The sequence below is a fragment of the Pseudomonas sp. B37(2017) genome (genome assembly GCF_002112885.1).
Lineage (GTDB): Bacteria > Pseudomonadota > Gammaproteobacteria > Pseudomonadales > Pseudomonadaceae > Aquipseudomonas > Aquipseudomonas paraglycinae.
Genome location: NZ_NEIX01000006.1, coordinates 284,345 through 301,270, shown reverse-complemented (window position 1 = coordinate 301,270; position 16,926 = coordinate 284,345). Strand labels below are relative to the sequence as shown.

14 protein-coding genes and 3 tRNA genes are annotated in these 16,926 nt (G+C 61.3%); 16 read left to right on the top strand and 1 reads right to left on the bottom strand.

Features of this window, described 5'->3' with window-relative positions:
• The first annotated feature begins 117 nt into the window (after positions 1-117).
• The 16 genes from truA to CAF90_RS17610 all read left to right on the top strand — a co-directional run bounded on the left by truA (position 118) and on the right by CAF90_RS17610 (position 15,427).
• Positions 118-942, top strand: a complete 825-nt coding sequence (gene truA, locus CAF90_RS17685; RefSeq protein WP_085607862.1) for a tRNA pseudouridine(38-40) synthase TruA — start codon at positions 118-120, stop codon at positions 940-942.
• A 64-nt stretch (positions 943-1,006) separates the two neighbouring features.
• On the top strand, positions 1,007-1,621 hold the full coding sequence (locus CAF90_RS17680) for a phosphoribosylanthranilate isomerase (protein WP_007956456.1): 615 nt from the start codon (positions 1,007-1,009) through the stop codon (positions 1,619-1,621).
• Positions 1,622-1,813: 192 nt separating this feature from the next.
• A complete protein-coding gene (gene accD, locus CAF90_RS17675) occupies positions 1,814-2,734 on the top strand; it encodes an acetyl-CoA carboxylase, carboxyltransferase subunit beta (RefSeq protein WP_007956457.1) in 921 nt (306 codons plus the stop codon).
• Entirely contained in the window at positions 2,731-4,038 is a 1,308-nt protein-coding gene (gene folC / locus CAF90_RS17670; RefSeq protein WP_085607860.1) for a bifunctional tetrahydrofolate synthase/dihydrofolate synthase, read from the top strand. Before accD ends, folC begins: the two co-directional genes overlap by 4 nt.
• Positions 4,022-4,690: an SPOR domain-containing protein gene (locus CAF90_RS17665; RefSeq protein WP_085607858.1), complete on the top strand. Its 669-nt coding sequence runs from the start codon at positions 4,022-4,024 to the stop codon at positions 4,688-4,690. Before folC ends, CAF90_RS17665 begins: the two co-directional genes overlap by 17 nt.
• A gap of 98 nt (positions 4,691-4,788) precedes the next feature.
• On the top strand, positions 4,789-5,349 hold the full coding sequence (locus CAF90_RS17660; RefSeq protein WP_007956464.1) for a CvpA family protein: 561 nt from the start codon (positions 4,789-4,791) through the stop codon (positions 5,347-5,349).
• Positions 5,350-5,390: 41 nt separating this feature from the next.
• Positions 5,391-6,896 carry an amidophosphoribosyltransferase gene (gene purF / locus CAF90_RS17655; protein WP_007956466.1) on the top strand — a complete coding sequence of 502 codons (1,506 nt, stop codon included), beginning with the start codon at positions 5,391-5,393 and terminating at the stop codon, positions 6,894-6,896.
• A gap of 80 nt (positions 6,897-6,976) precedes the next feature.
• A complete protein-coding gene (locus CAF90_RS17650) occupies positions 6,977-8,188 on the top strand; it encodes an O-succinylhomoserine sulfhydrylase (RefSeq protein WP_085607856.1) in 1,212 nt (403 codons plus the stop codon).
• Positions 8,185-8,961, top strand: coding sequence for an SDR family oxidoreductase (locus CAF90_RS17645; RefSeq protein WP_007956470.1), 777 nt, complete (start codon positions 8,185-8,187; stop codon positions 8,959-8,961). Before CAF90_RS17650 ends, CAF90_RS17645 begins: the two co-directional genes overlap by 4 nt.
• A gap of 90 nt (positions 8,962-9,051) precedes the next feature.
• Positions 9,052-9,127 (top strand) — tRNA-Val (locus tag CAF90_RS17640).
• A gap of 55 nt (positions 9,128-9,182) precedes the next feature.
• Positions 9,183-9,259: transfer RNA gene (locus tag CAF90_RS17635), tRNA-Asp, on the top strand.
• A gap of 93 nt (positions 9,260-9,352) precedes the next feature.
• Positions 9,353-9,429, top strand: a tRNA-Asp gene (locus tag CAF90_RS17630).
• 422 nt (positions 9,430-9,851) lie between these two features.
• Positions 9,852-12,683: a xanthine dehydrogenase family protein molybdopterin-binding subunit gene (locus tag CAF90_RS17625; protein ID WP_085607854.1), complete on the top strand. Its 2,832-nt coding sequence runs from the start codon at positions 9,852-9,854 to the stop codon at positions 12,681-12,683.
• Entirely contained in the window at positions 12,676-13,215 is a 540-nt protein-coding gene (locus CAF90_RS17620) for a (2Fe-2S)-binding protein (protein WP_085607852.1), read from the top strand. Before CAF90_RS17625 ends, CAF90_RS17620 begins: the two co-directional genes overlap by 8 nt.
• Before the next feature lie 2 nt (positions 13,216-13,217).
• The gene (locus tag CAF90_RS17615; protein WP_085607850.1) at positions 13,218-14,453 is read left to right on the top strand and encodes a cytochrome c; all 1,236 of its coding nucleotides are present in this window, start codon (positions 13,218-13,220) and stop codon (positions 14,451-14,453) included.
• A gap of 2 nt (positions 14,454-14,455) precedes the next feature.
• Complete coding sequence (locus CAF90_RS17610) at positions 14,456-15,427, top strand: XdhC family protein (RefSeq protein ID WP_085607848.1); 972 nt, start codon at positions 14,456-14,458, stop codon at positions 15,425-15,427.
• Between the two features lie 52 nt (positions 15,428-15,479).
• On the opposite strand, the gene CAF90_RS17605 is transcribed toward CAF90_RS17610, so the two are convergent.
• On the bottom strand, positions 15,480-16,763 hold the full coding sequence (locus CAF90_RS17605; RefSeq protein ID WP_085607846.1) for an FAD-binding oxidoreductase: 1,284 nt from the start codon (positions 16,761-16,763) through the stop codon (positions 15,480-15,482).
• Between the last annotated feature and the right edge of the window lie 163 nt (positions 16,764-16,926).

The window sequence follows — 16,926 nt, the reverse complement described above, 5'->3', positions numbered from 1 at the left end:
ATGAGGCTGCCGTTTTTGTTTGGGTCTGGTTTCCCCGTCCCGCCGCCTTATAATGCCCGCCTTTGTAGATCAGCAGGCTGTACCGACTTGGCAAACATAGATAACCCGGCCGCCGAAATGGCACCCGAAGGCTTTTTCCGCGTCGCGTTGGGCGTTGAATACAAGGGCTCGCGCTACAGCGGCTGGCAGCGCCAGTCCACCGGTGTGCTCACCGTGCAGGAAACCCTGGAAAAAGCCCTGTCGAAGGTCGCCGACTCGCCGATCTCGCTGCAATGTGCCGGGCGCACCGATGCCGGTGTGCATGCCTGCGGGCAAGTGGTGCATTTCGATACTCAGGTCGACCGTTCGCTGAAAGCCTGGGTCATGGGCGCCAACATCAATCTGCCCCACGACATCAGCGTCAGTTGGGCGAAGGTCATGCCGGCGCATTTCCATGCGCGATTCAAGGCGATTGCCCGGCGATATCGCTACGTGATCTACAACGATCAGATCCGCCCGGCGCATCTCAACGAAGAAATCACCTGGAATCACCGTCCGCTGGACGTCGAGCGCATGGCCGAAGCCGCGCAGTACCTGATCGGTACCCATGATTTCAGTGCCTTCCGTGCCGGCCAGTGCCAGGCCAAGTCGCCGATCAAGAAGATGCACCACCTGCGCGTGACCCGGCACGGCAAAATGATCGTTCTGGACATCCGCGCCAACGCGTTCCTGCATCACATGGTGCGCAACATCGCCGGTGTGCTGATGACTATTGGCGCCGGCGAGCGGCCCGTGGAGTGGATGAAAGAAGTGCTGGAGAGCCGCGAGCGGCGTTCCGGCGGGGTCACGGCGCATCCGTTCGGCCTGTATCTGGTGCAGGTCGAGTACCACGACGAGTTCCCGTTGCCCGAGCGTTTCATCGGGCCACATTTCCTTACGGGTTTCTCGGAACTTGACGGCTGACGCCCTCGAACGCATTTGTTACCATCCGGGACTTTCTCGGATTTGCCTTGGGGTTTTTATCGACATGTCAGCCGTTCGCAGCAAGATTTGCGGGATTACCCGCATAGAAGATGCGTTGGCAGCCGTCGAGGCCGGGGCCGATGCCATCGGTTTTGTGTTCTACGCTAAAAGTCCGCGGGCCGTGACCGTGCAGCAGGCGCGGGCGATCATCGCCGCATTGCCGCCGTTCGTGACCACGGTCGGGCTGTTCGTCAATGCCAGCCGCTGCGAACTCGGGGAAATCCTCGATGCCGTGCCGCTGGATCTGCTGCAATTTCACGGCGACGAAACCGCCGCCGACTGCGAAGGCTGGCACCGGCCGTACATCAAGGCCCTGCGGGTCAAGGCCGGCGATGACATCGCCGCCGCTTGCAATGCCTACCCGAGCGCCAGCGGCGTGCTGCTCGACACTTATGTCGAAGGCGTGCCCGGCGGAACCGGCGAGGCGTTCGACTGGTCATTGATTCCGCAAGGCTTGAGCAAACCGTTGATTCTGGCCGGCGGCCTGACGCCGGAGAACGTCGCCGATGCGATCGCCCGGGTGCGGCCGTATGCCGTGGATGTCAGCGGCGGGGTAGAGGCGAGCAAGGGCATCAAGGATCACGCAAAGATTCGTGCATTCATCAACGCCGTACGCTGATGTGACGGCTGGCAGACTGCCGCCGTCCACAGCTCTGTAGAAAAGAGGCTGAGGGTCTTTTCGGGGTGTACGCAGGTCAGTTCCGCTGACCCGGCAGCCCGGCCGATCATCGCCACACATGAATTTAGCTGAAGGGCATACGCGGGGCCGCGAACCAGAGCGTTCGGGCCGCCGGTACTGGAGAAAGAAAGCATGAGCAACTGGTTGGTAGACAAGCTGATCCCTTCGATCATGCGTTCCGAGGTCAAGAAGAGCTCGGTCCCTGAAGGTCTGTGGCACAAATGCCCGTCCTGCGAGGCTGTGCTGTATCGTCCGGAGCTGGAAAAGACCCTGGACGTTTGCCCTAAGTGCAACCACCACATGCGCATCGGTGCACGTGCGCGCATCGACATCTTCCTGGACGCCGAAGGCCGTGCCGAACTGGGCGCCGACCTGGAGCCGGTTGACCGTCTGAAATTCCGCGACGGCAAGAAGTACAAGGACCGTCTGGTCGCTGCCCAGAAGCAGACCGGCGAGAAAGACGCACTGGTTTCCATGAGCGGCACCCTGCTGGGCATGCCTGTCGTGGTTTCGGCGTTCGAATTCAGCTTCATGGGCGGATCCATGGGCGCCATCGTCGGTGAGCGCTTCGTACGCGCCGCCAACTACGCGCTGGAAAACCGTTGCCCGATGGTCTGCTTCTCCGCCTCCGGTGGCGCGCGGATGCAGGAAGCCCTGATCTCGCTGATGCAGATGGCCAAGACTTCGGCTGTGCTGGCGCGTCTGCGTGAAGAAGGCATTCCGTTCATCTCCGTGCTGACCGACCCGGTCTACGGCGGCGTTTCCGCCAGTCTGGCGATGCTGGGCGACGTGATCGTCGGCGAGCCTAAAGCCCTGATCGGCTTCGCCGGTCCACGCGTGATCGAGCAGACCGTGCGCGAAAAACTGCCGGAAGGCTTCCAGCGCAGCGAGTTCCTGCTGGAGCACGGTGCAATCGACCTGATCATCGACCGTCGCGAACTGCGTCCGCGTCTGGGTAACCTGCTGGCGCAACTGACCGGCAAGCCGACCCCGACCTTCGTTGCCGCGCCGATCGAGCCGATCGTCGTTCCGCCGGTGCCTGCCAACGTATGACCGAGCGCACCCTTGGCGAGTGGCTCGCCTACCTTGAACAGTTGCATCCATCGGCCATCGACATGGGGCTGGAGCGTTCGCAACAGGTAGCGTCCCGCATGGGACTGGGCCAGCCGGCGCCTCGGGTGATTACGGTCACCGGCACCAACGGCAAGGGTTCGACCTGCGCTTTCGTGGCTTCATTGCTGCGGGCGCAGGGCCTGAGCGTCGGTGTCTACAATTCTCCGCACCTGCTGCGTTACAACGAGCGGGTGCAGCTCAATGGCGTCGAAGCCACTGACGCGCAGCTGTGCGAAGCCTTCGCGGCGGTCGAAGCGGGGCGCGGCGACACTTCCCTGACTTACTTCGAAATGGGCACCCTGGCGGCGTTCTGGCTGTTTCAACAGGCCGGGCTCGATGCGGTGGTGCTGGAAGTCGGGCTGGGCGGGCGTCTGGACACGGTCAACGTGGTCGATGCCGATATCGCGCTGGTCACCAGCATCGGTGTCGATCACGCCGACTACCTGGGCAATACCCGCGAATCGGTGGCCTTCGAGAAGGCCGGGATTTTCCGTCAGGGCAAACCTGCGCTGTGCGGCGATCTGAATCCTCCACAACCCCTGCTGGACAAGGCGCGCGAGCTTGCTTGCCCGTTCTTCCTGCGCGGGCGTGATTTCGATCTGGGTATCACGGATCAATTCTGGCAGTGGCGCGGCACTGATGCTGACGGTCAGGTCGTCGAGTTGCGTGATTTGCCGCTGCTTGATCTGCCGATGGAGAACGCCGCGCTGGCGTTGCAGGCTTATCTGCTGCTCGGTTTGCCATGGGATGCCAAACAGATTGTTGCGGCGTTGCAGGCGACTCGCGTGGTCGGTCGCCTGGATCGTCGTTTGTTCGAATGGAACGGCAAGCGCTTGAACCTGCTGCTGGACGTTGGCCATAACCCGCATGCGGCGGAGTATCTGGCGCGGCGTCTGGCTGCGCGTCCACCGGTCGGCAAGCGTCTGGCGGTGTTCGGCCTGTTGGCGGACAAGGATCTGGACGGTGTCATCGGTGAATTGAATGCCAGCGTCCAGCATTGGGCGGTGGCGCCGCTGGATTCGCCGCGTGCGCGTCCGGTGGCTGAATTGAATGTTGCACTGCAGAACCTTGGCGCGTCGGTCACGTCTTATGACAGTGTGGCGGCTGCGCTGGAAGGGCAGTGTGCAGTGGCCACCAGCGACGACGAGATCTTGCTGTTCGGATCATTTTATTGTGTCGCCGAGGCCCTCGAATGGCTGTCTCGGCGCTCCACGGAGGAAGCGGCAAATGGCTTTGCTGGATAAAGCGTACAAACAGCGCATGGTCGGTGCCCTGGTGCTGGTGGCGCTGGCGGTGATTTTCCTGCCGATGCTGTTTTCCCGTCAGGATGAGCAGCGTCAGGTAACCGTCGATGCGCCGGCCGCACCGCAGGCGCCTGCCGTGGCGCAGATCCAGATGGAAACCGTGGCCGTGCCCGAGCCGCGGGTTCTGCCGCAAGAGCCAGTGCCGAGCGATGACGAAGTCGCCGAGCAGGCTGCGCCAGCGGCACCGATTGCTTCCACCGCGCCAGCCCCGGCTCCGGCGCCTGTAGCCAAACCGGTTGCACCGACGCCTGCTCCAGCTCCCGTGGTCAAGCCAACCACGGCCCCGGCCCAGCCGATCGCTGCGCTGTCTGCCAAACCCGATACCACTCAAAGCCGCGTCGATGCCAATGGCCTGTCGGTGAGCTGGTCGGTGCAACTGGCCAGTCTGTCGAGCCGTGCCAGCGCTGAAAGCCTGCAGAAAACCCTGCGCAGCCAGGGCTATAACGCTTACATCCGTTCCGCCGATGGCAAGAACCGGGTGTTCGTCGGCCCGCTGATCGAGCGCGCCGAAGCCGATCGTCTGCGCGATCTGTTGAGCCGCCAGCAGAACCTCAAGGGGTTTGTGGTGCGCTTCCAGCCCGAGCGTGGCTGAAATCTATCGCCCCGATTGAAATGCACTGACATTCGCAGCTTACCGACAGCCCTGCGCTCTGCTAAAATGCGCCGCCTTATCCGTCTGTAGGCTGCACTGTGCCATTTACCTGGGTTGACTGGGCGATCGTTGCAATCATCGCCATCTCCGCTTTGATCAGTTTGAGCCGCGGCTTCGTCAAAGAAGCATTGTCGCTGGTGACCTGGATCATCGCAGGAGCCGTTGCCTGGATGTTCGGTGGTTCACTGTCCGAGTACCTCGCCGGATACATTCAAACACCGTCGGCTCGTGTGATCACGGGCTGTGCCATCATGTTTGTCGCCACACTGATCGTGGGCGCAATGATCAATTATCTTATCGGCGAGTTGGTTCGCGTCACCGGGTTGTCCGGGACCGATCGATTCCTCGGCATGGCCTTCGGCGCTGCGCGTGGCGTGTTGCTTGTGGTTGTGGCGGTCGGGCTGTTGAGCCTGGGGCCGGTACAGCAGGACGGGTGGTGGAAAGAATCACAGCTCGTGCCAAAGTTTCTATTGGTCGCAGACTGGTCCAAGAACCTGATTCTCGGGTGGAGCAGTCAGTGGCTTGCCAGCGGAATCAGCGTACCCGCTGATATTCCGTTCAAGGAGCAACTCTTGCCGTCGGCCAAAACGCCTCAGTGAGTGTTGTTCAGTTCAGATCCATTAAGTAGGGGTTGCGTCGCATGTGTGGCATCGTCGGTATCGTCGGTAAGTCGAACGTCAATCAGGCGCTGTATGACGCGCTAACCGTGCTCCAGCACCGCGGCCAGGACGCTGCCGGTATCGTGACCAGCCATGATGGCCGGTTGTTCTTGCGCAAGGACAATGGCCTGGTGCGTGACGTGTTTCAACAGCGTCACATGCAGCGCCTGGTCGGCCACATGGGTATCGGCCACGTCCGTTACCCGACTGCCGGCAGCTCGACCTCGGCCGAGGCTCAGCCGTTCTACGTCAACTCGCCGTACGGCATCACCCTGGCGCACAACGGTAACCTGACCAACGTTGAACAGTTGGCCAAAGAGATCTACGAATCCGATCTGCGTCACGTCAACACCAGTTCCGACTCGGAAGTGCTGCTGAACGTGTTCGCTCACGAGCTGGCCCAGCGCGGCAAGCTGCAACCGACCGAAGAAGACGTGTTTGCCGCCGTGACCGACGTGCATAACCGTTGCGTCGGTGGTTACGCGGTCGTGGCGATGGTGACCGGTTACGGCATCGTCGGTTTCCGTGACCCGCACGGCATCCGCCCGATCGTGTTCGGCCAGCGTCACACCGACGAAGGCGTCGAGTACATGATCGCTTCCGAAAGCGTTTCGCTTGACGTGCTCGGTTTCACCCTGATCCGCGACCTGGCGCCGGGCGAAGCGGTCTACATCACTGAAGACGGCAAGCTGCACACCCGTCAGTGCGCGACCAATCCGTCCCTGACCCCGTGCATTTTCGAACACGTCTACCTGGCGCGTCCGGACTCGATCATCGACGGCGTGTCGGTCTACAAGGCCCGTCTGCGCATGGGTGAGAAGCTGGCGGAGAAGATCCTGCGCGAGCGTCCTGAGCACGACATCGACGTGGTCATCCCGATTCCGGACACCAGCCGCACTGCCGCGCTGGAGCTGGCCAACCATCTGGGCGTGAAATTCCGCGAAGGTTTCGTCAAGAACCGTTATATCGGCCGTACCTTCATCATGCCCGGCCAGGCCGCGCGCAAGAAATCGGTACGCCAGAAGCTCAACGCCATCGAACTGGAATTCCGCGGCAAGAACGTGATGCTGGTGGACGACTCGATCGTTCGCGGCACCACCTGCAAGCAGATCATCCAGATGGCCCGCGAAGCTGGCGCGAAAAACGTCTACTTCTGCTCGGCGGCTCCGGCTGTGCGCTTCCCGAACGTGTACGGCATCGATATGCCGAGCGCTCACGAGCTGATCGCGCACAACCGTTCGACTCAGGATGTCGCTGACCTGATCGGCGCTGACTGGCTGATCTATCAGGACCTGCCTGACTTGATCGAGGCGGTCGGTGGCGGCAAGATCAAGATCGAAAACTTCGATTGCGCAGTGTTTGACGGCAAGTACGTCACCGGCGACGTCGACGAGGCTTACCTGAACAAGATCGAACAGGCACGCAACGATGCCTCGAAGGTCAAGACCCAGGCGGTCAGTGCGATCATCGATCTGTACAACAACTGAGTTTCAACCGGCCCTTAGGGGCCGGTTTTGTATCTGGCAAAAGACTTTTATTTATCGAGAACAGGGCAAGGAGTGACAGCATGAGTCAGGAATGGGATGCCGGTCGGCTGGACAGCGACCTCGAAGGCGTAGCGTTCGATACCCTGGCCGTACGTGCCGGTCAGCACCGTACGCCGGAAGGCGAGCACGGTGATCCGATGTTCTTCACTTCCAGCTACGTGTTCCGTACCGCCGCTGACGCGGCTGCACGGTTTGCCGGGGAAGTGCCGGGCAACGTTTACTCGCGTTACACCAACCCGACCGTTCGCGCCTTCGAAGAGCGCATCGCCGCGCTGGAAAGCGCCGAGCAAGCGGTGGCCACGGCGACCGGCATGGCCGCGATCATGGCGGTGGTGATGAGCCTGTGCAGCGCCGGCGACCATGTGCTGGTGTCGCGCAGCGTGTTCGGCTCGACCATCAGCCTGTTCGAGAAGTACTTCAAGCGTTTTGGCGTGGAAGTCGATTACGTGCCGCTGGCCGATCTGTCGGCCTGGGATGCAGCGATCAAGTCCAGCACCAAATTGCTGTTCGTCGAGTCGCCGTCCAATCCGTTGGCTGAGCTGGTGGATATCACCGCGCTGTCGGAAATCGCGCACGCCAAGGGTGCGATGCTGGTGGTCGACAACTGCTTCTGCACGCCAGCGTTGCAGCAACCGCTGAAACTCGGCGCAGACATCGTCGTGCACTCTGCCACCAAGTTCATCGATGGCCAGGGCCGTTGCATGGGCGGCGTGGTTGCCGGTCGCAGCGAGCAGATGAAAGAAATCGTCGGTTTCCTGCGTACCGCCGGGCCGACCCTGAGCCCGTTCAACGCCTGGATCTTCCTCAAGGGTCTGGAAACCCTGAACCTGCGGATGAAGGCGCACTGCGCCAACGCCCAACAACTGGCCGAATGGCTGGAGCAGCAGGACGGTATCGAGAAGGTGCATTACGCCGGCCTCAAGAGCCATCCGCAGCACGAGCTGGCTCAGCGTCAGCAGAAGGGCTTCGGCGCCGTGGTGAGCTTTGAGGTCAAGGGCGGCAAAGAGGGCGCCTGGCGCTTCATCGATGCGACCCGTTTGATCTCGATCACCGCCAACCTGGGTGACAGCAAAACCACCATCACCCACCCGAGCACCACGTCTCACGGCCGTCTGGCGCCGCAGGAGCGTGAGGCCGCAGGTATTCGTGACAGCCTGATCCGCATTGCGGTCGGTCTGGAAGACGTGGCTGACCTGCAAGCCGACCTGTCGCGCGGTCTGGCGGCGTTGTGATCGAGTTGTCTACGCCAAAGATTGGCACCCATGGCCGCGTTGCATTGGTCACGGGTGCCGCGCGCGGGATCGGTCTGGGTATCGCGGCATGGCTGATCAGCGAAGGCTGGCAGGTGGTGTTGACGGATCTGGACCGTGCGCGGGGTTCGAAAGTGGCGAAAGTGCTGGGCGAAAACGCCTGGTTCATCGCCATGGACGTTGCGGACGAAAGCCAGGTGGCGTTGGGTGTCGCTGAGGTGCTGGGACAGTTCGGTCGTCTGGATGCGTTGGTGTGCAATGCCGCCGTGGCCGATCCGCACAACATCACGCTGGAAAGCCTCGATCTGGCTTACTGGAATCGGGTGCTGGCGGTGAACCTTGGTGGGCCGATGTTGCTGGCCAAGCACTGCGCGCCGTATCTGCGTGCGCACAACGGGGCGATCGTCAATCTGGCCTCGACCCGTGCGGCGCAGTCGGAACCTGATACGGAAGCCTATGCGGCGAGCAAGGGTGGTTTGCTGGCGTTGACTCACGCGCTAGCGATCAGCTTGGGGCCGGAGATTCGCGTCAATGCGGTCAGTCCGGGCTGGATCGATGCGCGGGATCCATCCGCCCGGCGCGCGGAGCCGCTGACCGATACCGATCATGCCCAGCATCCTGCGGGCAGGGTAGGGACGGTCGAGGATGTGGCGGCGATGGTGGCGTGGTTGCTGTCGAAGAATGCAGGGTTTGTGACGGGGCAGGAATTCGTGGTCGATGGCGGCATGACCAAGAAGATGATTTATACGGAATGAAGCAATTTCGTCTTTTTTAGAAAAACTTCAATCCTGCTATTGACTTAGGTTCGCTACCTGCGTAAATTTCGCGGCCTCGGAGATGCAAACGGGTGATTAGCTCAGCTGGGAGAGCGTCTGCCTTACAAGCAGAATGTCGGCGGTTCGATCCCGTCATCACCCACCACTCCCGAGATACTTGCGTAAGCAAGAACGTAGGCTGAAAGTGCCTGCACCGACGCGCAGCGGTAGTTCAGTCGGTTAGAATACCGGCCTGTCACGCCGGGGGTCGCGGGTTCGAGTCCCGTCCGCTGCGCCATATTTAACGAGTCAGACACTGTTTGGTTCGCGATTGAAAAGCACCGAAGCTTTCAGTCAAACGAGTTACTTGAGCGTCAGCTCAAAGCGATACGCAGCGGTAGTTCAGTCGGTTAGAATACCGGCCTGTCACGCCGGGGGTCGCGGGTTCGAGTCCCGTCCGCTGCGCCATATCTGTTTCAAGGACCACTGAACGCCTTGAAACACCGAAAGCAACCTCTGGTTGATTCGGCATCGATAGCAAAGACCCTGGTCGAAAGACCGGGGTTTTTTGTGTCTGAAATTTGACCTTCCCCACATTCCTCCTCTGAAATCCAGCGATGATCGTCAGTCGTGGCTCGTTCGATGCCGCCCGGCAATCTCCCCTGCGTCCATGGGTCGCTGCGATGCGATGCCGCATTGATTTTTGATTCTTTGGTCAAATTTTTGTAACTGGTTGTTTGCTGCGAGCGCAGAAACCTTTAAAGTTAACCTTTCGGTCAGCTTTGCACTGTCATCATGCCCTTTGTTTAGCCAAAAAGGGCTTCTGCAAGACTCGAGATTCCCAGTAGATAACCAGAAGGGCGGATCCATAACCGCCCAGAGGATGATCCATGTCCAACCGTGAAATATCCCGGCGCTCGTTCCTTCAGGGCGGGCTGGTGGCGGGTGTGAGCGTTACGCTCACGCCGCTCAGCAGTCAGGCGCTGGCTGCCTTGATGGAAAACAGCGTGACTGTGCCGTCCGAGCAGTGGCTCGGCAACAACGGCAAGGCGCGCCAGCGTAACGATGCCTTGTCCAAGGTCTGCGGCAGCAAAGTGTTTGCCCGCGACATCCGTTCCAAGGACATGCCGGGCTGGCCCCAGCAGCAAGGCCACGCCATGTTGCTGAAAACCATCAAGGCCGACCGCATCTACGACGGTTACGACCTGTCGTGGCTCGGCGCCGATCTGCAGCCTGATCGTATCGTTACCGCCGCCGACCTGGACAAGGACGGCATCGTGTTCCCTGAAGAGCACGCACCGGATCCTCTGCTGCCGGAAGGCAAAGTGCCGATGTTCATCGGCCACCCGGTCGCGATCCTGATCTGGAACGACTTCGAGCGTTTCCGTCAGGCCAAGAACAAACTCAAATTCAATGACAAAGCGATTCGTTACGGTGCGCAAGTTCCGTTCTACGAAGGCGATCCCTATGGCAGCTTCCGCTACGTGCGCGTCGGTGGCCCGACGTCGGCGGACGAAGACGAGTTCGCCAGCCTCAAGGACTCGATCCTGTTCCCGATGCTGAAGAACCGTCGTCCGGTGTGGAATTCCCAACCGAACCTGCACGGCAACCTGACCGAACGCGGCCTGTTCTACGCCGACCGCATGAAAAAAGAGATCGACACCCCGCCGGACAACTGGCTGGTGTTCGACGAGCGCTACAAAACTCCGTCGATCGAACCTGCTGCGATGGAGCCGGACAACGGCAACGGCTGGTACGACCCGGCGACCAAGACCCTGCATTTCGTCGTCGCCACTCAGTGCCCGCTGGAAACCGCCACCGAGACCGCGAAGATGATCGGGCCGTCGCGTTTCGGCCTGGCGAACCTGAACATGCACCCGGGTTATACCGTCGGTTACGGTTCCAAGGACCACAATATTTTCGTCTACTACGCGGCCCTGGCGGCGTTGTACGGCGCAGGTGTGCCGATTCGCCTGGCCAACGACCGTTACGAGCAATTTCAGAGCGGCATCAAGCGCCACCCGTTCGACATCCGCTATCAGTTGGCGGTGGACAAGACCGATCACAGCTTCAAGATTTTCCGTGCCGAGATGAGCGTCGACGGTGGCGGTCGGATCAACTACAGCCCGTCGGTGGCCGCCGTTGGCGCTACTGCGGCGCAGTCGATCTACTACATGCCGCAGAACGACCTGCAGGTCACCGCTTACCATTCCCGCGCCGTTGAAGCGGGTTCGATGCGCGGCTACGGCACGCTGCAGAGCATGGCATCCACCGAGATGATGGTCGACGAAATCGCCGATCGCCTTGGTGTCGATGCCATCGATCTGCGCCGCAAGAACGCGCTGCGCTCGGGGATGAAAAACACCCAGGGCGCGATCCCGGCCGGTGCGTTGCGCCTGCACGAGATTCTCGACAAGGCTTCGCTGCACGAAGTGTGGAAAAACCGCGACGCGATCAAGAAGCAGCGCGAAGCAGCAGACCCGGACAACTGGTATGGCGTGGGTTTCGCCATTTGCCAGAAAGACTTCGGCACCGGTTCCGAAGCGCCGATGGCCAGCATCGAGTTCACCGCTGACGGGCGCATCTCCCTGCGTCACATCGGCATCGAGATCGGCACCGGCATGTCCACCTCGCAAGCGTTGGTGGTGGCTGATTTCCTCGGCAGCGCGGCTCACGACGTGAAGACCGGCGAAACCGAGTGGGATGAGATGCAGCTGGTGACCGCCGGCAACCCTTACATCATGAGCCAGGCCGAGCAGGACAACTTCCTGCGCAACCCACGCTGGGTCGGCAAGCTGGCATCGGCCTCGTCCGCGACCAACTCCGCCTATTACTTCAGCCACGCCACCCGTGAAGCGGCGCGCGTGTTGTTCAACCACGGTCTGTGGCCGGCGGCGCTGGAGATCTGGCGTCAGGGCCCTTACGGCGGCCAGGCCAACCCTTACGTGGTGCGTCGCGAAGATGCGCATTGGGTCGACGGCAAACTGACCGCCAATGGCATGCAGCCACTGACCTTCGAAGAGCTGGCCAAGCGTGCTCACGACCGCGGTCTGGTCACTGGCGCCACGGTTCACGGTTTTAACCGCTGGAGCTGGGCCGAAGCCGAATACAGCATCGACGGCGTGCGCGAGCGTCTGCCGCTCGACGGTCTGGCGGTGAAGTACGGTGACGGCGCCCCTAAGGCGAAGAAAGCGCAGATGACCAGCGCCGGTTTCCACCTGCTGGATCGGCAGAATATCGCCTATCCGGTAGTTCAGTTGAACAACGCCGCCGTGACTTACTACAGCCCGGTCGCAACGCTGGTCGAGTTGAAGGTCAACAAAGGTTCGGCAGAAGTCGAAGTGCTCAACCATCACTCGTGGCTGGAATGCGGCCGGGTGCTGGTCGAAGAACTGGTTCGTGGCCAGCTCGAAGGCGGAATCGCCATGGGCATCGGTCACGCCTTGATGGAAGAGATGCCGCTGTACGAAGGCGGGCCGGGGGAGGGTGACTGGAACTTCAACCGTTATCGCCTGCCGATGGCGCGGCATGTGGCGGTGTGGAAACAGACGTCGGAAATCCTGCCGCCGCTGTCCCCAAGCGACCCGTCCAAAGGCATCGCCGAAGTGGTGATGATCCCGGTGGTCGGTGCCATCGGTAACGCCGTGGCCCACGCCATCGGTAAACGTGTTCGCGATCTGCCAATCACTGCTGCGCGCATCAAGGAGGCCCTCAATGGCTAACCGTCCGCTTCAACTGACCCTCAACGGTCAATCCGTCGGTCCGGTGGACATCCCTGATGACCTGCCGATGATCGATTACCTGCACGAATACAAGAACCTCACGGGCTCGCGCCTGGGCTGCGGCCAAGGCATCTGCCACGCATGTGTGGTGATCGTCGACAACCCGGACGGCACCAGCGAAGAAGTGCGCACCTGCATCACTGGCGCGCATTACTTCGAGGGCAAGAATGTCCGCACCATCGAAGGCCACGCCAAGCGTGACGAGCAAGGCCAGGTCACCGAGCTGAACCCGATCCAGCAGCGTTTCGTCGACGAATTCGCCTTCCAGTGCAGCTACTGCGCGCCGGGCTTCGTCAACGCCGCGACCGTGCTGGTGGAAAAGCTGCAACGCCAGCCAATCGTCAAAAGCAAACTGGAGCAAGTCATCGAGGACAGCCTCGGCCATCACGTCTGCCGTTGTACCGGGTACGTGCGTTACTACAACGCCACCCGCAACGTGCTGACCGATCTCGGCCTGGTCAAGGAGGGCTAAGCATGAAGCAATTACTGACCCGCCTGACCCTGGCGGTCGGGCTGGCTGCGCCTGTGTTGGCGGTGCACGCGGATGATCAGGTCAAGCGCGGCGAATACCTCGCCCGCGCGGCTGACTGCATGGCGTGCCACACGGCACCAGGCGGCGCGCCGTTTGCCGGCGGCCTGCCGATCGTGTCGCCGTTCGGCACGATCTATGGCACCAACATCACTCCAAGCAAAGAGCACGGCATCGGTTTGTACAACGACGACGAGTTTTTCGCTGCGCTGACTGAAGGCAAGCGTCGTGACGGCGCGAACCTCTATCCGGCGATGCCGTACACCTCGTATCACTTGATGCCGCGTGCGGATTCGGATGCGATTCACGCGTATCTGAAAACCATCGAGCCAATCGAGCGTGCCGCGCCGGTGACGAGCCTGAGCTTTCCGTTCAACGTGCGTCCGGGCCTGATCGGCTGGAACATGATGTACGGCAAAGCCTTGAAGCTCGAATCTGCCGAAGGCAAAAGCGAGGCCTGGAAACGCGGCCAGTACATGGTCGAAGTGCTCGGCCATTGCGGCGAATGCCATACGCCACGCGGCCTGCCGGGCGCGATGCAGTTGGACAAACGCCTGACCGGCGGCATCCTCAACGGCTATCTGGCGCCGAGCCTGCTGGCGACGGATCTGGCGGCGCGCGGCTGGAATCATCAGGACCTGAGCACGTTCCTCAAGCACGGCATGAGCGCCCAGGGCACGATGTTCAACGAGATGTTCCCGGTGTTCCACAACAGCACCCAGGGCCTGAATGATCCGGATCTGGCGGCGATGGCGACTTTCCTGCTGGGCGACAAGCCTCCGGCGGCGAAAGAGCTGACCGAAGTGCCGGTGGAAAAACTCAGTGCCAGCGCTCAACGCGGCCGTCAGGAATACTTGAACGTCTGCGCCGGTTGTCACGCGGCCGGTGGCGAGGGTAAGCCGCACATTGCGGTGGCCATGCGTGGCAACACCACGCTGCGTCTGGAAGACCCGCGCAACCTGTTGCGAGTGATCGAGGATGGCATCGGCGAACAGAAATTCGCCGGGTTCGAACACATGCAGCCGATGCCGGGTTTTGCCGACAAGCTCAGTGCCGAACAACTGACCGATCTGCTGAACTACCTGCGTCAGGGTTGGGGTGGTCAGTCGGCCGAGCTGGCGGTCGGCGATGTGCAGAAGCTTCAGGCTGATGCCCCGTCCATCGAGCACAAGGCGCACTGATCATGCAGCATCTCGATCTGCAAGTGGTTCGGCGGGCATTGGAGTGGTCGACGGCGGGGCAGCGCATCTGGCTCTGCACCGTGCTGACCACCTACGGCTCGGCGCCGCGCGCGCCGGGTTCGCTGCTGGCGGTGAACGATGGCGGGCAGTGGATCGGGTCGCTGTCCGGTGGTTGCGTCGAGGAAGACTTTCTCGAGCGTGTCGCCGAAGGTGCGTTTCTCGATGCGATCAACGTGGTGCGTTATGGCGAAGGTGATGATCCGCGTTCGCGGGTCAGCCTGCCGTGCGGCGGCATTCTCGATGTGCTGGTAGAGAAATTTGACGCCGGCTGCGATGTGCAGGCGCACCTGCGTGAACTCGAATCGGCGTTGCTGGGGCAGCGCCGGTTGATTCGCGAGGTCGATCTGACCACCGGAGCGCGCAGCCTGTTTGCCGATCGCGAACAAGGTGCCCGGATCGAGCGTGAGATCGACCGGGTACGGATTCGCATCGGCGCCGCCCAACGTTTGTTGCTGGCGGGGTATTCCAGCGTGGCGCAGGCCTGTGCGGAATTCGCGGTCGGTCTCGGCTTCGAAGTCATTCTCTGCGACCCGCGCGATGAGGTGCTGGAAGGCGTGGTGCTCAATGGCGTGGAGATCCGCCGGCAATTGCCGTCGGTGTTTATCGCCGATGGCGGTTGCCACCGTGATACGGCGGTGGTGGCGTTGACCCACGATCCGCGTATCGACGATCTGGCGATGATGGAAGCCGTGCGCACCGAGGCGTTCTACATCGGCGTGATGGGGTCGTTACAGACGTCACAGAAGCGCTTCGAGCGTTTGCGTCGGATTGGTGGTCTGGGGGAGAGCGAGCTGGCGCGGATTCATGCACCGATCGGCCTTAACCTGGGCAGCAAGACACCGTCGGAAATTGCTTTGGCAGTGCTCGCGGATATCCTGCGGATTCGCAGCGGGATTGCGCGGGATCAGTTGTGATTGATGCTGGATGTAAAAAGGGCCGCTTTTCAGCGGCCCTTTTTTTCGCTCATCAGAAACCGAGCTTGTCGCGCAGTCCGTAGTACCACGCGCCGAGCGCGGCAAACGGTGTGCGCAGCAGTTGCCCGCCAGGGAACGGGTAGTGCGGCAGGTCGGCAAACGCATCGAAGCGCTCGGCTTGTCCGCGCAGTGCCTCGGCCAATACCTTGCCGGCCAGATGCGTGTAAGTCACGCCGTGGCCGCTGCAGCCCTGGGAGTAATAGATGTTGTCGCCCAGGCGTCCGACCTGAGGCAGGCGCGACAGGGTCAGCAGGAAATTGCCGGTCCAGGCGTAGTCGATTTTCACATCCTTGAGTTGCGGGAAGGCCTTGAGCATTTTCGGGCGGATGATTGCTTCGATGTTTGCCGGATCCCGCGCGCCATACACCACGCCGCCGCCGAAGATCAGACGCTTGTCGCCAGTGAGGCGGTAGTAGTCGAGCAGGTAATTGCAGTCTTCGACGCAGTAGTCCTGCGGCAGCAGGGATTTCGCCAGCTCATCGCCCAGTGGCTCGGTGGTGATGACCTGTGTGCCGCATGGCATCGATTTGGCCGCCAGTTCTGGCACCAGATTGCCGAGATAGGCGTTGCCGGCAACGATGATGAATTTGGCCCTGACCTTGCCCTGCGGCGTATGCACGACCGGGTTGGCGCCGCGTTCGATGCGCACCGCCGGTGACTGTTCATAGATGGTGCCGCCCAGGGATTCCACGGCGGCGGCTTCGCCCAGCGCCAGGTTGAGCGGGTGGATGTGGCCGCCGCTCATGTCGAGCATGCCGCCGACGTATTGATCGCAGGCGACCACTTCGCGGATGCGGCGTTGATCGAGCAGTTCCAGTTGGGTATGGCCGAAGCGCTCCCACAGGCGCTTCTGCGATTCCAGGTGACCCATCTGCCTGGCAGTAATGGCAGCGAATACACCGCCGTCTTTCAAGTCGCACTGAATGTTGTACTTGCTGACGCGCTCACGAATGATCCGGCCGCCCTCGAACGCCATCTGTCCGAGCAGTTGCGCCTGTTTCGGGCCGACGCTGCGTTCGATCACGTCGATGTCACGGCTGTAGCTGTTGACGATCTGCCCGCCATTGCGCCCCGAAGCGCCGAAGCCGACCTTGGCGGCTTCCAGCACGGTCACGCGAAAACCGTTCTCCAGCAGGAACAGGGCCGAGGAAAGTCCCGTATAACCAGCGCCGATCACACAGACATCCGTCTCCACGTCATCCTGAAGGGCAGGGCGTGGTGGTACGGCGTTGGCCGACGCAGCGTAATAAGACTCTGGGTAAGGGGTGTTCGCCATCCTGCAGCCTCTGTTTAATATATTTTACGAGTGCAGCGATCCTACCCCAGTTGAAAAACCTCCGCCAGCCACCGGGAAATCTTCTTGCGTCGGGTCGAAATTAAATATTTTGCATATTCATAGGGTTAGGTGAAAAAAAGGTGTTGACACCCCTCCGGAATTC